Source organism: Paraburkholderia sp. RL17-380-BIE-A, from assembly GCF_046028085.1.
GTDB lineage: Bacteria > Pseudomonadota > Gammaproteobacteria > Burkholderiales > Burkholderiaceae > Paraburkholderia.
On record NZ_JARESQ010000005.1, the window covers coordinates 431,988 to 447,931 of the forward strand.

The window sequence follows — 15,944 nt, forward strand, 5'->3', positions numbered from 1 at the left end:
CTGCTTAACGCAGTTTGAGCGTGGACAAACCAAAGAGACACAACATCAGGGTGATGATCCAGAAGCGCACGACCACCTGCGTTTCTTTCCAACCCGACAATTCGAAATGGTGATGCAGCGGCGCCATCTTGAAGAGACGCCGCCCTTCACCGAAACGGCGCTTGGTGAATTTGAACCACGTGACCTGCAACATCACGGAGAGCGTCTCCGCGACGAAAATGCCGCCCATGATGAAGAGCACGATTTCCTGACGCACGATCACAGCGACCGTGCCGAGTGCGCCGCCGAGCGCGAGCGCACCGACGTCGCCCATGAACATCTGCGCCGGGTGCGTGTTGAACCAGAGGAACGCGAGCCCTGCCCCACCCATTGCCGAACAGAAAATCAGCAATTCGCCCGCGCCGGCGATATGCGGAAACAGCAGGTATTTCGAATAGACCGAGCTGCCCATCACATACGCGAACACGCCGAGCGACGCGCCGACCAGCACGACGGGCATGATCACGAGCCCGTCGAGACCGTCGGTGAGGTTGACCGCGTTGCTCGCGCCGACGATCACCAGATACGTCAACACGATGAAGCCCCACACGCCGAGCGGATAGCTGATCGATTTGACGAACGGCAGCATCAGGTCGGCGTGAGGAGGCAGGCCCATCGAGAGGCCGCTCCTCACCCACGCCATGAACAGGTCGAACACGCGCACATTGCTCGCTTCGGACACACTGAATGCGAGATACACGGCAGCGAACAGTCCGATCACCGACTGCCAGAAATACTTTTCGCGCGACGACATACCGCGCGGATCCTTGTAGACCACCTTGCGGTAATCGTCGACCCAGCCGATCACACCGAAACCGAACGTGACCAGCATCACGATCCAGATGAAGCGGTTGGTCAGGTCGGCCCACAGCAACGTGGCCACGGCGATGCCGAGCAAAATCAGCACACCGCCCATTGTCGGCGTGCCGGATTTCACGAGGTGAGTTTGCGGACCGTCTTTACGAACGGCCTGACCGACCTTCATGGCGGTCAGCTTGCGAATCACCGCCGGGCCGCAGACGAGCCCGATCAGCAGCGCGGTGATGGTCGCCATCACCGCACGGAAAGTCAGATAACTGAACACGCGCAAGAAGCTTGCGTCATTCTGCAGCCATTGCGCCAGCGCCAGTAGCATGCTTCGGTCCTTCTATTTCAATGTGCGGCGGGCGTACTGCCCGCTGCGTTGGGTTGTGGACTCGTTACGGCGTCCACCACGCGCTCCATCTGCATGAAGCGCGAGCCTTTCACGAGAAGCGTTGCGGCAGGACCGAAACCGGCCTGCTGCAATTGCGCGACCAGCGTGCCGATATCGGCGACGTGATGCGCGCTCGCGCCGTACGCGGTGCAGGCGTCGCGCGAGGCGTCGCCCATGGCGTATAGCGCGTCGATACCGCGTTCCTTGGCGTAAGCGCCGATTTCGCGGTGAAACGCCGGACCGTTGTCGCCGACTTCGCCCATGTCGCCCATCACCAGCACGCGCGGCGCGGCGCGGGAGGCGAGCACGTCGATCGCGGCGCGCATCGAATCGGGATTGGCGTTGTAGGTGTCGTCGATCACGGTCGCGCCGGCGAGCGTGCCGAGTACGGCTTGCTTCACCTGCAGGCGGCCCTTCACGGCGCCGAACGATTCGAGACCGCGCTTGATCGCGTCGAGCGAAACGCCCGCAGCCAACGCGGCCGACGTTGCGGCCAGCGCGTTGTGCGCGTTGTGGTTGCCGAGCACTTGCAGCGTGACTTCGATTTGGCCTTCTGGCGTGTTGATGCTCAACACGTTGCCGTCGAACGTGCCCTTCACTGCGGCTTCGGTGATGCGTTCGGCGGAATTCAGCGCGAAGTCCATGATGCGATTGCCGGTCGCGGCTACGCGCCAGATGCTCGCGTAGGCGTCGTCGGCCGGGAACACCGCGACGCCTTCCGGCGACAACGCGTGAATCACGCTTGCGTGTTCGAGCGCGACGGCTTCCACCGTCGCCATGAATTCCTGATGCTCGCGCTGCGCGTTGTTCACCACCGCGACCGTCGGCTCGGCGATTTTCGCGAGCTCCGAGGTTTCGCCCGGATGGTTCATGCCGAGTTCGACCACCGCAAGCTGATGCGCGGCGTGCAGACGGAACAGCGTGAGCGGCAAGCCGATGTCGTTGTTGAAGTTGCCCGCGGTGGCAAGTCGCGCTTCGGCACCGACCGCGGCGGCGAAGATCGACGCGATCATTTCCTTGACCGTGGTTTTGCCGTTGCTGCCCGTCACCGCGACGAGCGGCATGCTGAACTGGCGGCGCCAACCGCGCGCGAGCGCGCCGAGACCCACGCGCGTGTCGGTGACTTTGAGCGCCGGCACATTCCAGTCTTGCGGCGTACGCGTGACAAGAACTGCCGTCACGTTGCGCGCGGCGACGTCCGGCAGGAAGTCGTGCGCGTCGAAACGATCGCCCTTGATCGCGACGAACAGGTCGCCGGGGCCGGCGCTGCGGCTGTCGGTACAAACGCGTTCGAACGCAACCGTCTCGTCGCCGAGCACGGTCGCGCCCGGGATCAGCGCGGCGGCTTTACGCAGCGAAAACATGCTCATTCGCCACCTCCGCGTGCGTGCGTCGCGCGCGCGGCCAGCGCGAGGCGAGCGTGATCCTGATCGGAGAAAGCGCGTTTCTTACCCATGATTTCCTGTGTTGCTTCGTGCCCTTTGCCGGCCAGCACGATGACGTCTTCGCGCGCGGCGCTGCGGATTGCTTGCAGGATCGCGCTTGCGCGGTCCTCGATACGGCGCGCCTTCGACGCGTCCTTCATACCCGCCGCGATCTGCTCGATGATCGATTGCGGATCTTCGCTGCGCGGGTTGTCGCTGGTCACGACCACGCCGTCGGCGATCTTCTCGGCGATCGCGCCCATCAGCGGACGCTTGGTCGCGTCGCGGTCGCCGCCGCAGCCGAACATGCAGATCAGTTCGCCGCCGCGTGCGGTTGCCATCGGGCGCAGCGCTTCGAGGGTCTTTTCCAGCGCATCCGGCGTGTGCGCGTAATCGATCACGACGAGCGGCTCGTCGTTCTGCAAGCGGCCACCCAAACGCTGCATGCGGCCGTTCACCGATTCGAGCTTCGCCAGTTCGGCCAGTGCGGCTTCGAAAGGCACGTCGGCGGCGAGCAACGCGCCCAGCACGCCGAGCAGATTGCTCACGTTGAACGCGCCGAGCGTCTGCACTTCGACTTCGGCATTGCCCCAGTCAGAAGTGCTCAGATGGAACGCGGTGCCCGTGGCGGTTGCGCGCACATTCGATGCGAGCAGCAATGCGTCGGCTTGCGGTGCGTCTTTTTGCAGGTCGCCCAACCCGTAGGCGATCGTGCGCGCGTGGCCTTGCGTGCTGGCGAGCAAACGGCGGCCGGCCGCGTCGTCGCGATTGATCACGGCCGCGCGCAGTTCCGGCCAGGCGAAGAGGCGGGCCTTCGCGGCTTCGTAGGCTTCGAACGTGCCGTGGTAGTCGAGATGGTCTTGCGTGAGATTCGTGAACACGGCGATGTCGAACGCCGTGCCGTTCACGCGCCCCTGGTGCAGCGCGTGCGATGACACCTCCATGGCGACCGCCTGCGCGCCCGCGTCGCGCAACTGCGCGAGGCTGCGTTGCAGTTGCGGCGCGTCGGGCGTCGTAAAGCCGGTGTGCACCAGTTGGCCGGGCAGACCCGTGCCGAGCGTGCCGATGATCGCGCAACGCGTGCCGAGCGCGGTCAACGCCGCCGAGATCCACTGGCTGCACGACGTCTTGCCGTTCGTGCCGGTGACGCCGACCGTCAGCATGCTGTCGCTCGGATCGTTATACCAGCCGCTTGCGATCGAACCCGCGAGTTCGTTCAACGCCGGCACGGCGAGCGTGTTCGACGGATCGATCGCACCGCTGAAACCCTCGGGCTGAACCAGCACGGCGGCGGCGCCACGTTCGATCGCACCCGAGATGAACGGGCGGTTGTCCGCGCCGTCCACTGCGTAGGCGAAAAACGCGTCGCCGGCTGCGAGCGAGCGCGTGTCGGCGTGCAGATGCGCGCCTGGCTGCACGTGAGCGTGCAGCCAGTTGAGGGCGTCGGCGATTTGCCGCTGCTCGGGATGCTTCTCGCGCAGCGCGCTCATCGCACGACTCCCGGGTGGCTTTTCGCGTTCGCGGAAATCGTCATCTTCTTGGCGCCGGCGCTGGTGGAAAGTTTCTTGGCCGTGGCTGGCGTGGCGGGCGCGCCCGGCGCGGCCGGGGCCAAGTCGTCGGACACCACCATCTGCTTGACCGGCATGTCCGGCGGCACATTCAACGAACGCAACGTATCGCCGACGATCGCCGAGAACACCGGACCCGACACCTGACCACCGAAGTGGCTGCCCGCCGTCGGCTCGTCGACCGAAACGGCCACGACGATGCGCGGATTCGGCATCGGCGCCATGCCGACGAACGACGCGCGATACTTGGAGTGGTCGTAACCGTGCGCGCCGTGCTTGTACGCCGTACCGCTCTTGCCGCCGACGCGATAGCCCGGCACCGCCGCATCCGGCGACGTGCCGCCCGGCGCCGTGACGGTTTCGAGCATGGCGCGCACTTCGCGAGCCGTGGTCGGCGCGAAGATTTGCGGGCCGGTGGCCGGCTGATCGCCAGGCGTGCGGAAGATCGATACCGGCATGATTTCGCCGTCATGCGCAATCGCGGTGTAAGCACGGCCCAACTGGAACAGCGAGACCGACAGACCGTAGCCATACGACATGGTCGCCTGTTCGATGCGGCGCCAGCCTTTCCACGGACGCAGACGGCCCGCCGCCGCGCCCGGGAAGCCGACCTTCGGCGCCTGGCCGAGACCGATGCTGGTGTACATGTTCCACATCTCTTCGGGCTTGAGCTGCATGGCGATCTTCGTCGCGCCGATGTTGCTCGACTTCTGGATCACGCCGCCCACCGTCAGCACGCCGAACGCGCTGTCGTCGGTAATCGGCGCACCGTCGAGCACGAAGCGGCCGCCGCCTGTATCAACCAGTGTAGTCGGCGTGACGCGGTGCAGATCGAGCGCGAGCGAGACCGTGAACGGCTTCATGATCGAGCCGGGCTCGAACGTGTCGGTCAGGATGCGATTGCGCAACTGGTCGCCGGTCAGGTGGGAACGGTCGTTCGGGTTGTACGTGGGGTAATTCACGAGCGCCAGCACTTCACCGGTACGCACGTCGATCACCATCGCCGCGCCGGCCTTCGCCTTGAATTTTTCGACGGCCGCCTTCAGGTTCGTATAAGCGATGTACTGAATCTTGCTGTCGATCGAAAGATCCACGTCCTGGCCGTTGTGCGGCACGACCTGCTCGTCCACGTCCTCGATGATGTGGCCCATGCGGTCCTTGATCACGCGGCGGCTGCCCGACATGCCGGCGAGCAGCTTCTGGTCGCCGAGTTCGACGCCTTCCTGGCCTTCGTCTTCCACGTTGGTGAAGCCGATCAGGTGGGCCGTGATCTCGCCTTCCGGATAGAAGCGCTTGTACTCGTCGCGCGCGTAAATGCCTGGGATGTCGAGCGCCGTGACTTTTTCCGCGATGTCCACCGGCACCTGGCGCTTCACATAGACGAAGGTTTTGTCCTCCGACAGCTTGGCGCGCAGCTCCTTGTTCGTCATGCCGAGCAATTTGCCGAGCGAAGTCAGCTTGTCGGCGCCGAGGTCGTCCGGCACCGATTCGGGGATAGCCCAGATCGCGCGCACCGGCAAACTCGTGGCCAGCACGAGCCCGTTGCGATCGAGAATCTTGCCGCGCGTGGCCGGCAATTCGAGGCGGCGCTGATAGCGGATTTCACCCTGCTTCTGATAGAACGCGTTGCCCGGGCCCTGAATCCAGAACGCGCGCGCGGTGAGCGCGACGAACGCCATGAACAGCATGAACACGACGAGCTTGGAGCGCCACATTGGCAGGCGCACCGACAGGATCGGATTGGCCGAGAAAGCCACGCTCTTGCGAGCCGACGATTTTTTCATCGCACGCCTCCGCGACGGGTCGCCACCGGCGCCGAGGCCGGGCCGGAAGTCGGGATCGGCGCATCTTCAGCCTTTGCCGCGCCCGGATCGAGCGTGAGGTACTGGGTACGGCCGGTCGTAACCGATTGCATCTTCAGGGAATCAGTGGCGATCTGCTCGATGCGCGACGTTTTCGACAACGCGCTCTGCTGATATTGAAGTTGCGAATAGTCCTGCTGCAGCTGGCGCTCCTGCGATTGAGCGCGCTGCAACTGGATAAAGATCTGACGCTGCTGATTGGTCGCGTTGACGACAGACAAGGCGCAGCCCATCACGATCATCAGCAGGAAGATATTGAGGCGGTTCATGGTGCGATCCGCTCCGCCACGCGCATCACGGCAGAACGGGCGCGCGGGTTCGCGGCGACTTCAGCGTCGCTCGCGAACACGCGGCCGATGATCTTGAGCGGAGGGCTCGGCAGATCGACTGCGCGAATCGGCAGACGGCGATCCACCGCAGGCGTACTGGCGTGCGCCTGCATGAATCGCTTGACGATCCGATCCTCGAGCGAATGAAAGCTGATGACCACCAGCCGCCCCCCTTGCTCCAACAGCGACAACGCTGCTTCTAAAACGACTTGCAGCTCCGCAAGCTCTTGATTGATGTGAATCCGTATAGCTTGAAAGGTGCGGGTTGCCGGATCCTTGCCCTTCTCACGGGTTTTGACGACGTTAGCCACGATTTGGGCAAGCTCGCCCGTGCTGACGAGAGGCCCAAGACGGTCGGACTCTGCCCGGCGAGCAACAAGCGCCTTTGCAATCTGAAAAGCAAACCGTTCTTCCCCATAATCTCGTATCACCTCCGTCAATTCCTGCACCGTGGCCCGCGCCAGCCAGTCAGCAGCCGATTCGCCGCGCGTCGGGTCCATCCGCATATCGAGCGGGCCGTCGGCGCGGAAGCTGAAGCCCCGCTCCGGATCGTCGACTTGCGGCGACGACACGCCCAGATCCAGCAAAACGCCCGACACCCGTCCTACGCCGCGCTCCGCAATCGCGGTGCGCAGTGAAGCAAAACTCTCGTGCACGATGCCAAAGCGCGGATCCGTGATCTGCTGAGCCGTGGCGATGGCGAGCGGGTCTTTGTCGAAAGCGATCAGACGCCCCGACTCACCCAGCTTCTCCAACACCAGCCGACTATGCCCCCCGCGCCCGAACGTGCCGTCCACATACACGCCGTCCGCGCGTGTGACCAGCGCTTGAACCGCTTCTTCCAGCAACACCGTGCGATGCTGCAATTCATTTCCCATCGCAGGCGCCATATAAGTAAACCGCGATCAGAACGTGAAATCTTTCAGGGCGTCGGGCATGCCCTCTGCCATTGCCGCCTGTTCCTTCGCGGCATAAGTTTGTGCATCCCATAACTCGAAGTGACGACCCATGCCGAGCAAGGTCACTTCTTTTTCCAAACCGCCGGCCGTGCGCAATTCCGGCGACACGAGCACGCGCCCTGCGCCGTCCATATCGACGTCCATTGCATTGCCGAGAAAAATGCGCTTCCACCAGGTCGCGTTCATGGGCAGCTTGTCGACCTTGTCGCGAAAGATTTCCCACTCCGGGCGCGGAAAGAGCAACAGGCAGCCGTCCGGGTGCTTGGTGATCGTCACCCGGCCCTCTGCCTGTGTTTGCAGCGCATCCCGATACCGAGAGGGAATAGACATCCGCCCTTTCGCATCGAGCGTCAGCGCCGACGCCCCTTGGAACACTTCGCTCTCCCCTGTGGCGCGTTTGCGCCCGCTGCCCGATTCGTGAAAATCTACCCGAAACCGCCTGTGAGATCACACAAAAATACACTTTCTCACACTGTCTCCCACTTTAGAGGAACGCTAAACAGGGGTCAAGGGAGATACACGGTTTTCCGACGAATTTTGTTTGTTAGAACAAGGACTTAGCGCGACTCCTTCACGTCGGACATAGAAACGGAAAACCGTTATAAATGAATGAGCTAGTGCAACTTGTGAAGGTGATACGTGAAAAGTGCGAGGGAAAGGCGCGGAATGAAAGAGATCGTCAAGCGGGATCGGGCAGTGTGGGATGGCGTTGCCGGGTACTTCAGGTGGACGGCGCGCGATGCGCCGGTCCACTTTCGGGAGGTACGTAAATAGAGGACTCGAGCTTATATGTAATAGGCAGTGCGAGTCATGACTTTCGACACGGCGCGCATGAGTGCGCGCGCGGGGAATGGCAACTCGACCCCGCCGGCGTCCATTGCAGCCTTGCCATGTTCCACCTCGTCCACGCGCATCTGCTCGACGATCGCGCGCGACTCCCGGTCGGCTGCCGGCAGTTGTTCCAGATGGCTATCGAGATGCTGCTCCACCTGACGCTCGGTTTCGGCCATGAAACCGAGGCTGACACGGTCGCCCATGCGCCCTGCCGCGAGGCCGATTGCCAGCGCGCCGGCATACCACAGCGGGTTCAGCAGACTGGGACGCGAATCGAGCGCTTCGAGCCGCCTGGAAGTCCAAGCGAGATGATCCTCCTCCTCGATCGCCGCGCGATTGAACACGACACGCAACGAAGGAGACTTGGTCGCAAGTTTCTGTGCCTGATAGAGCGCCTGGGCGCATACCTCGCCGACGTGGTTCACGCGCATCAATCCAGCCGAGTGTGCACGCTCGGCCGGCGAGAGTTCGGGCGCAGCATCCGTCACCGCGGATTCGTGCGGAACCGGCAGCGGGCGACTCATTCGCGACACACCGGTCATTGAGCGTAAACCCCGATCAAACTCGCTAATCAACTCATCCAGAAACATTCCGCGCTCCCTCGTTCAACAGCCGCCTCATCGATCCAACTGGTCCGCGCCATAAGGCTTTACGGCGCAAAACAGGCTTCGCGAAAAGCTTCAAACCGGGTGAATCCGGCAGCTAATTTCTGATTTTAGACCATGTTGCGTAAACGAAACAGGAGGCTTCCTGTCCCGCTCCTTTTTCTTTGTCCCATGTAGGCCTTTTGTTACATTACGTGCAACTTCTCGCGAAGTTGGACAAGCAAGGCCTCAACGCTAGATAAATATTCTGCCTTGTACAAAAGATTCGTAATCCTTGGAGATCATTCGATGAAAAAGTCGCTTCTCGCTCTCGCAGCACTGGGCGCATTCGCAGGCGTCGCACATGCTCAGAGCAGCGTGACCCTGTACGGTATCATTGACGAAGGCTTCAACATCAACACCAACTCGGGTGGCAAGCACCTGTACAACCTGTCCAGCGGCGTTATGCAAGGCTCGCGTTTCGGCCTGCGTGGCACGGAAGATCTGGGCGGCGGTCTGAAGGCAATCTTCGTGTTGGAAAACGGCTTTGACGTGAACAACGGCAAGCTGGGTCAAGGCGGCCTGATGTTCGGTCGTCAAGCTTACGTCGGCCTGTCGAGCCAATTCGGTACGGTCACGCTGGGTCGTCAGTACGACTCCGTCGTCGACTACGTTGGTCCGCTGGAAGCCGGCGACCAGTGGGGCGGCTACATCGCTGCTCACCCGGGCGACATCGACAACTTCAACAACGCATACCGCACGAACAACACGGTCAAGTACACGAGCGTTGACTACGGTGGCCTGAAGTTCGGCGGCACGTACAGCTTCGGCGGCGTTGCTGGCAACGTCACGTCGAACCAGATCTGGTCGTTGGGCGCTGGCTACAACAACGGTCCCCTCGTTCTCGGCGTTGGTTACTTGAACGCACGCAGCCCGGCAGCTTCGGGTGGCCTGTTCAACAACGGCGGTACGGCTGCAGCACCGGCCGCTGCTGTGAGCTCGCCGGTCTACGCTGGCTTCGCATCGGCTAACACGTACCAGGTCATCGGTGCAGGCGGCGCATACACGTTCGGCGCAGCAACGGTCGGCGTGACGTACTCGAACATCCGCTTCGGCAACCTGGGCGCTTCGTTCGCATCGCCGTTCAAGGGCCAGTCGGCTACGTTCAACAACGCGGAACTGAACTTCAAGTATCAGTTGACCCCGGCATTGTTGGTCGGCGCAGCGTATGACTACACCCGCGGCGCGGAAATCAACGGCAACTCGCGTGCTCAGTACCACCAAGGCGCGATCGGCGTGGACTACTTCCTGTCCAAGCGCACGGACGTGTACGTGATCGGTGTGTACCAACACGCTCTGGGCGACACGGTCAACGCAGCAGGCGCTACGGTCGACGCAACGGCAGGCATCAACGGCCTGTCGGGTTCGTCGAACCAGAACCAACTCGCAGCTCGCGTCGGTATCCGCCACAAGTTCTAATAAGTCGTAATAAAGCAGTTTGCCTCAAAGGCGCCTTCGGGCGCCTTTTTTTATGGCTTGCGGCGCATCGCCGATTGGCCGGCTTTAAATGGTGACGGCGGTGGCATAAACGGAAAAAAGCCCGGCAAACTTTCCTCTGCCGGGCTTTTGCTTTTTTTCGCTAATGCACCACTTCGTGCCTGCTTCGTACGTGATTAGCGCCCGATTCTGCTGGCCTATGCTCGCCCGTCGCGCAACTCCCGGCGCAGAATCTTACCGACATTGCTCTTCGGCAATTCAGTACGGAACTCGACGATCTTAGGTCGCTTGTAGCCAGTCAACTGCTGCTTGCAGTACGCGAAGATGTCGGCGTCGGTGAGCGCCTGGTCCTTCTTCACGACAAACAGCTTCACCGCTTCGCCGGAATGCTGATCCGGTACACCGACCGCAGCGACTTCGAACACACCCGGCAGTTTCGCCACGACGTCTTCGATTTCGTTCGGATAGACGTTGAAACCCGACACGAGAATCATGTCCTTCTTACGGTCGACGATCTTGACGAAGCCACGTTCGTTCATCAGGCCGACATCGCCCGATTTGAAGAAGCCATCCGACGTCATCACTTTCGCCGTTTCGTCGGACCGGTTCCAGTAACCCGCCATGACCTGCGGACCGCAGATGCAGATTTCGCCCGGCTGGCCGAGCGGCACTTCGTTGCCTTCGTCGTCACGAATCGAGATTTCCGTCGACGGCAGCGGCAAGCCAATTGTCCCGCTGTATTCGGTGACGGTCACCGGATTGCAGGTCACGCACGGCGACGTTTCCGACAACCCGTATCCTTCGATGATCGGGGTGTGCGTATGCTCGTACCAGCGCTTGGCAACGGCCTCCTGCACCGCCATTCCGCCACCGTTCGCGGCGATCAGCTTCGAAAAATCGAGCTTATGGAAATCCGGGCTATTCAACATCGCGTTATACAGCGTGTTGACGGCGGGAATTGTCGTGATCGCATACCCTTCGAGCGCCTTGATCATGCCCGGAATGTCGCGCGGATTCGGAATCAGCACGCCGAGGCCGCCGGTACGGATGGTCAGCAACCCGCAAACCGTCAGCGCAAATACGTGATACAGCGGCAATGCAACGACGGTAATGAACTGATCGATGTCCGTACGATTCGCGCGAACCGGATCGAGCCAGATCTCCGACTGCAGCACATTGGCAATCAGATTCCGATGCAGTAGCGTCGCGCCCTTGGCCACGCCTGTCGTGCCGCCCGTGTATTGGAGAAACGCGACATCGTTCGGGCCTTGCTGCACCGGATTGAAATTCTGGCGTCCGCCTTCCGCGATCGCAGTATTGAATTTGACGTGACCTGGCAGACTCCATGCCGGCACCATCTTCTTCACCTTGCGCACGACGAAGTTCACAAGCGTGCCCTTGATCCCCATCAGATCGCCCATCGCCGCCACGACGACATGCTTGACCGCTGTGTTGCGTACGATCGCCTGCAGCGTGACTGCGAAGTTCTCGAGCAGAATGATCGCTTCCGCGCCGCTGTCCTTGAGCTGATGCTCCAATTCGCGTGGGGTATAAAGCGGGTTCACGTTCACGACCACGTAGCCCGCGCGCAGGATAGCGGCAATCGCCACCGGATATTGCAGCACGTTCGGCATCATGATCGCGATGCGCGTACCGCGGGCAAGGCCCTTCGACTGGAACCAGGCTGCCAGCTTGCGCGAAAGCGCGTCGAGCTCGCCATAGCTGATCGTCTCGTCCATGCAGACGAACGCCGGTTTCGCGCGGTGTTCGCGGAAGGCTTCTTCCAGCAGTTCTCCGAGCGACGAATAGCGGGTCGGGTCAATCTCTGCGGGAACGCCGGGTGGATAAGATTTCAGCCAGATTTTGTCCATGCAGCGTCTCCTCCTTTTATTTTCGAATGGTCGTGCTAAAAACGCATCGTAGCATGGGCACCTAGGTGTTAATCGCGAAAAGCGGCCGGGTTAGACTGCAACCTCGAACCTCCAAAACGCGAGCATCGCGGGATGATTGAGCGTGATTCAGACGCGCTCGACTTCGACCAGGCAGTCGTAGAAAGTTGCCGATCCGCCTAGATCGGTGAGCGCCTGGCTGGTGACCTGATTGGCATTGCGGCCGTCCGGCGCAAGCTTCTTCCACCAGATCGACAGGCCGACCACGAGCCCCTCGCGTGCCTTATCGGTAACGCGGACGCGCGCCTGCATCGAGCCGCGATCGTTAAAAATACGCACTTGATCGCCATCGACGATCTCTCGCGATTGCGCGTCGGCCGGATGCATGTCGAGATGCGGCTCGCCTTCGGTGGAACGCAGGCTTTCGACGTTCACGAACGTGCTGTTCAGGAAGTTGCGGGCCGGTGGCGAGATCATGGCCAGCGGATATCGGGCGGCAAGTTCAGGTGCGCCGTCGGCGGACTCGTGCGGCGGCAGATAGTCGGGCAGCGGGTCGAGTCCTTGTTGTGCGAGGCGTTCGCTGTAGAACTCGCATTTGCCGGACGGTGTTCGGAAGCCACCCTCGGCGAACGGCGCATCGGGCAGGTTCAGCCTGGCCCAGCCAGTTTTCTTCAGGCTCTCCCAGTCGACGCCTTCGAGCGTTCTGTCTTGCCAGCTGAACGCCGCCTGTGCAACGGTCTCGTCGCTCTCGAATAGCGCTGGCTCCTCGAGCCCCATATGACGCGCGATGCCCCGGAAAATCTCTGTGTTCGGAACCGCCTGGCCGACCGGGGCGATCGCCGGCAGGTTGACCATTACGTGTGTATGGCCGTAGGACTTGTGGACGTCGAGGTGCTCGAGTTGGGTCGTCGCGGGGAGCAGCAGATCGGCGTAGTCGGCAGTGTCGGTCTGGAAATGTTCGAGGACGATTGTGAACAGATCTTCGCGCGCGAAACCTGCGGCGACCCGCTCGGAATCTGGCGCGACCGCCACGGGGTTCGAATTGTAGACGACGATAGATTCGATTTTCGGGCCGAATGCCGCGTCGCCCTTGTGCAGCAACGCGTCGCCGATTGCGTTCATATTGATGACGCGGCTCGTCCTGGTCGGCCAACCCGGCATCAGATCCGGCCGCTGCAACGCATGCGAGTCGACCGGTGCCCAACCACCCGACGACAGCAACGCACCGCCCGCTCGCTCCCGCCACGCACCCGTGAGCGACGGCAGGCAGGCGATCGCGCGCACGGCGTTACCGCCACCACGTACCCGTTGCAGGCCGTAGTTCATGCGAATCGCAGCTTTTTTCGTGCCGCCGTACAGTCGCGCAAGATCGACGATCACGCTCTCATCAATACCGCAGATGTCGGCAACACGCGATGGCGGGTAGCTGAGCGCACGGGCCTTAAGTTGGTCGAAGCCTAACGTATAGGCGGCGATGTATTCGTGATCGAGCAGATTTTCCGTGATCAACACATTGATCATGCCGAGCGCCAATGCGCCGTCGGTGCCGGGTTTCAGGGCAATGTGCTGATGGCATTTTTCAGCCGTCAGGGAGCGGTATGGATCGATCGCGATCAGCCGTGCACCGCGACGCTTGGCCTGCTGGGCGCGTGACCAGAAATGTAGGTTCGACGCTATGGGATTCGAACCCCAGATCAGGATGACTTCGCTCTCGTCAAAAAACTCGGTGAGCATGCCAAGGCTCGCGCCATAGGTGTACTTCAGCCCGGCCGCGCCGGCGGCCGCGCAAATCGTGCGATCCAGTTGCGATGCGCCGAGCTTGTGGAAGAACCGCTGCGCAATGCTGTCCCCCTGAACCAGCCCCATCGTGCCGGCGTAGCTGTACGGGAGGATCGCTTCCGGCGCGCGGCCTGCAATCTCCGAGAGGCGGCGAGCAGCGAGTTGGAACGCCTCGTCCCAGCTGATCGGCTCAAAGTGGCCTTCGCCCTTACGGCCGACACGCTTCATGGGTGCCGTCAATCTCTGCGGATGATGCACGCGCTCCGCATAGCGGCTGACCTTCGTGCATAGCGCACCTTGCGTAGGAGGGTGCTCGGGATCCGCGAAGACCTTGATAGCGCGACCGGCCTCGACCGTCACGCGCATCGCACAGGTGTCGGGGCAGTCGTGCGGGCAGACGACGCGAGCGTGTTCAGTCGGAGCATTCATCGGCGGTCCGTTCGAGGGAGCAGTAGAGCAATGCGGGATTCTATTACGTCAATTGCCTGTCGACTTGCACCGTGCCGCCAAAAAGGCCTTCGGCGTAGAATCGATTATCACCGTGCCCGGACCAATGTGGCCCCGAGCGATTCCACGCAAGCCAAAGCACACACGCATCATCACTCCATCATGAAACTTATCCCAGAAATCCAGGCCGCTCACGGCGAAATCCAGACTCTCCGACGAACGATCCACGCCCATCCGGAACTGCGATACGAGGAAACCGCAACAGCAGATCTGGTCGCACGAACTCTCGAATCGTGGGGTATCGAAACGCATAGAGGATTGGGCAAAACCGGCGTGGTCGGTGTACTGAAACGCGGCAACGGCTCACGCTCCATTGGTTTGCGCGCCGATATGGATGCGCTGCCGATTCAGGAACTGAACAGCTTCGACCATCGGTCGAAAAACGATGGAAAAATGCACGCCTGCGGTCATGATGGGCATACCGCGATGCTGCTCGGTGCTGCGCGGCACCTGGTCAAACATGGCGAATTTGATGGCACGATCGTGTTCATCTTTCAGCCCGCCGAGGAGGGCGGCGCAGGCGCGCAGGCCATGATCGACGACGGCCTGTTCGTAAAGTTTCCGGTCGACGCGGTGTTCGGGATCCATAACTGGCCGGGCATGAGGGCGGGTCAGTTCGGTGTAACCGAGGGCCCGATCATGGCTTCGAGTAACGAATTTCGTATTGAAATCACAGGCGTAGGCTCGCACGCGGCTATGCCGCACAACGGTCGCGATCCTGTTTTCACAGCGGTACAGATCGCGAATGGACTGCAGAGCATCATCACGCGGAACAAGAAGCCGCTCGACACCGGAGTGCTGTCAATCACACAGATTCACGCCGGCGACGCCGTCAATGTCGTCCCGAACAATGCGTGGATCGCAGGCACGGTGAGGACTTTTACAACAGAAACTCTCGATCTTATCGAGGCGCGCATGCGCAAGATCGCAGAGAGCACGGCCGAAGCCTACGACTGCTCCGTCGACATTCAATTCCACCGAAACTATCCGCCCACGGTCAACAGTCGCGAAGAGGCTCGCTTTGCGGCGACGGTCATGAAGGAAATTGTCGGCGCGGAAAACGTCGACGATGCGGTCGAACCGACGATGGGCGCGGAAGATTTTTCCTTCATGTTGCTCGCCAAGCCGGGCTGCTACGCATTTTTGGGCAATGGCGACGGTGGCCACCGGGATTCGGGTCACGGCGCGGGTCCGTGCATGCTGCATAACGCGAGCTATGACTTCAACGACGAGTTATTGCCGCTCGGTTCGACATACTGGGTGCGACTTGCCCAGCGGTTCTTGGCGCAAGAGAAATAGAAATCTCTCGGGGTTTAAGGTGGCGATTAATTCGCCGCCTGTTATGTCGTTGCATTGGGGATACGAATGCGACAGTTGAACCCGCTTAGCGTCTAAGCGCGAGGTTGAGTAGGGGTAACTCTGGGCGGCGGCCGTAAACGCAGAAACCCCACCTTTTCGGGGTGGGGTTTCTGATACTA

At 61.5% G+C, this 15,944-nt stretch carries 12 protein-coding genes; 2 read left to right on the forward strand and 10 right to left on the reverse strand.

Translation table 11 applies throughout. The features are described 5' to 3' along the window. Window positions 1–4: 4 nt before the first annotated feature. The 8 genes from mraY to coq7 form a co-directional block, all read right to left on the reverse strand. The gene (gene mraY / locus P0D68_RS11560) at window positions 5–1,174 is read right to left on the reverse strand and encodes a phospho-N-acetylmuramoyl-pentapeptide-transferase (protein WP_012434424.1); all 1,170 of its coding nucleotides are present in this window, start codon (window positions 1,172–1,174) and stop codon (window positions 5–7) included. Between the two features lie 17 nt (window positions 1,175–1,191). Further along, window positions 1,192–2,604, reverse strand: coding sequence for a UDP-N-acetylmuramoyl-tripeptide--D-alanyl-D-alanine ligase (locus P0D68_RS11565; protein WP_408468405.1), 1,413 nt, complete (start codon window positions 2,602–2,604; stop codon window positions 1,192–1,194). Continuing rightward, window positions 2,601–4,148 carry a UDP-N-acetylmuramoyl-L-alanyl-D-glutamate--2,6-diaminopimelate ligase gene (locus tag P0D68_RS11570; protein WP_408301119.1) on the reverse strand — a complete coding sequence of 516 codons (1,548 nt, stop codon included), beginning with the start codon at window positions 4,146–4,148 and terminating at the stop codon, window positions 2,601–2,603. Before P0D68_RS11570 ends, P0D68_RS11565 begins: the two co-directional genes overlap by 4 nt. Further along, on the reverse strand, window positions 4,145–6,010 hold the full coding sequence (locus P0D68_RS11575) for a peptidoglycan D,D-transpeptidase FtsI family protein (protein WP_408301117.1): 1,866 nt from the start codon (window positions 6,008–6,010) through the stop codon (window positions 4,145–4,147). The genes P0D68_RS11570 and P0D68_RS11575 overlap by 4 nt, the downstream gene beginning before the upstream one ends. Continuing rightward, window positions 6,007–6,357: a cell division protein FtsL gene (gene ftsL / locus P0D68_RS11580; RefSeq protein ID WP_091798783.1), complete on the reverse strand. Its 351-nt coding sequence runs from the start codon at window positions 6,355–6,357 to the stop codon at window positions 6,007–6,009. The genes P0D68_RS11575 and ftsL overlap by 4 nt, the downstream gene beginning before the upstream one ends. Next, window positions 6,354–7,307, reverse strand: a complete 954-nt coding sequence (gene rsmH / locus P0D68_RS11585) for a 16S rRNA (cytosine(1402)-N(4))-methyltransferase RsmH (protein ID WP_091798781.1) — start codon at window positions 7,305–7,307, stop codon at window positions 6,354–6,356. The genes ftsL and rsmH overlap by 4 nt, the downstream gene beginning before the upstream one ends. A gap of 15 nt (window positions 7,308–7,322) precedes the next feature. Then, window positions 7,323–7,751, reverse strand: coding sequence for a division/cell wall cluster transcriptional repressor MraZ (gene mraZ, locus P0D68_RS11590; protein WP_091798777.1), 429 nt, complete (start codon window positions 7,749–7,751; stop codon window positions 7,323–7,325). Window positions 7,752–8,161: 410 nt separating this feature from the next. Then, the gene (gene coq7, locus P0D68_RS11595; protein ID WP_091798774.1) at window positions 8,162–8,800 is read right to left on the reverse strand and encodes a 2-polyprenyl-3-methyl-6-methoxy-1,4-benzoquinone monooxygenase; all 639 of its coding nucleotides are present in this window, start codon (window positions 8,798–8,800) and stop codon (window positions 8,162–8,164) included. A gap of 303 nt (window positions 8,801–9,103) precedes the next feature. On the opposite strand from coq7, the gene P0D68_RS11600 reads away from it, so the two are divergent. Further along, complete coding sequence (locus tag P0D68_RS11600) at window positions 9,104–10,273, forward strand: porin (protein ID WP_091798771.1); 1,170 nt, start codon at window positions 9,104–9,106, stop codon at window positions 10,271–10,273. A gap of 215 nt (window positions 10,274–10,488) precedes the next feature. Here the strand turns inward: P0D68_RS11600 and P0D68_RS11605 are convergent, their stop codons facing one another. Further along, entirely contained in the window at window positions 10,489–12,162 is a 1,674-nt protein-coding gene (locus tag P0D68_RS11605; protein WP_408301113.1) for a long-chain fatty acid--CoA ligase, read from the reverse strand. Window positions 12,163–12,309: 147 nt separating this feature from the next. Continuing rightward, entirely contained in the window at window positions 12,310–14,388 is a 2,079-nt protein-coding gene (locus P0D68_RS11610; protein ID WP_408301111.1) for a molybdopterin-containing oxidoreductase family protein, read from the reverse strand. A 180-nt stretch (window positions 14,389–14,568) separates the two neighbouring features. On the opposite strand from P0D68_RS11610, the gene P0D68_RS11615 reads away from it, so the two are divergent. Further along, window positions 14,569–15,765, forward strand: coding sequence for a M20 aminoacylase family protein (locus P0D68_RS11615; RefSeq protein WP_408301269.1), 1,197 nt, complete (start codon window positions 14,569–14,571; stop codon window positions 15,763–15,765). The last annotated feature ends 179 nt before the right edge of the window (window positions 15,766–15,944 follow it).

What these genes read in the sequence shown, in the direction of transcription:
- coq7 (WP_091798774.1), bottom strand. Translation starts at nt 8,800, where the DNA reads ATGTTTCTGGATGAGTTGATTAGCGAGTTTGATCGGGGTTTACGCTCA.
- P0D68_RS11615 (WP_408301269.1), top strand. Translation starts at nt 14,569, where the DNA reads ATGAAACTTATCCCAGAAATCCAGGCCGCTCACGGCGAAATCCAGACT.
- P0D68_RS11610 (WP_408301111.1), bottom strand. Translation starts at nt 14,388, where the DNA reads ATGAATGCTCCGACTGAACACGCTCGCGTCGTCTGCCCGCACGACTGC.
- P0D68_RS11570 (WP_408301119.1), bottom strand. Translation starts at nt 4,148, where the DNA reads ATGAGCGCGCTGCGCGAGAAGCATCCCGAGCAGCGGCAAATCGCCGAC.
- P0D68_RS11575 (WP_408301117.1), bottom strand. Translation starts at nt 6,010, where the DNA reads ATGAAAAAATCGTCGGCTCGCAAGAGCGTGGCTTTCTCGGCCAATCCG.
- rsmH (WP_091798781.1), bottom strand. Translation starts at nt 7,307, where the DNA reads ATGGCGCCTGCGATGGGAAATGAATTGCAGCATCGCACGGTGTTGCTG.
- P0D68_RS11605 (WP_408301113.1), bottom strand. Translation starts at nt 12,162, where the DNA reads ATGGACAAAATCTGGCTGAAATCTTATCCACCCGGCGTTCCCGCAGAG.
- ftsL (WP_091798783.1), bottom strand. Translation starts at nt 6,357, where the DNA reads ATGAACCGCCTCAATATCTTCCTGCTGATGATCGTGATGGGCTGCGCC.
- P0D68_RS11600 (WP_091798771.1), top strand. Translation starts at nt 9,104, where the DNA reads ATGAAAAAGTCGCTTCTCGCTCTCGCAGCACTGGGCGCATTCGCAGGC.
- P0D68_RS11565 (WP_408468405.1), bottom strand. Translation starts at nt 2,604, where the DNA reads ATGAGCATGTTTTCGCTGCGTAAAGCCGCCGCGCTGATCCCGGGCGCG.
- mraY (WP_012434424.1), bottom strand. Translation starts at nt 1,174, where the DNA reads ATGCTACTGGCGCTGGCGCAATGGCTGCAGAATGACGCAAGCTTCTTG.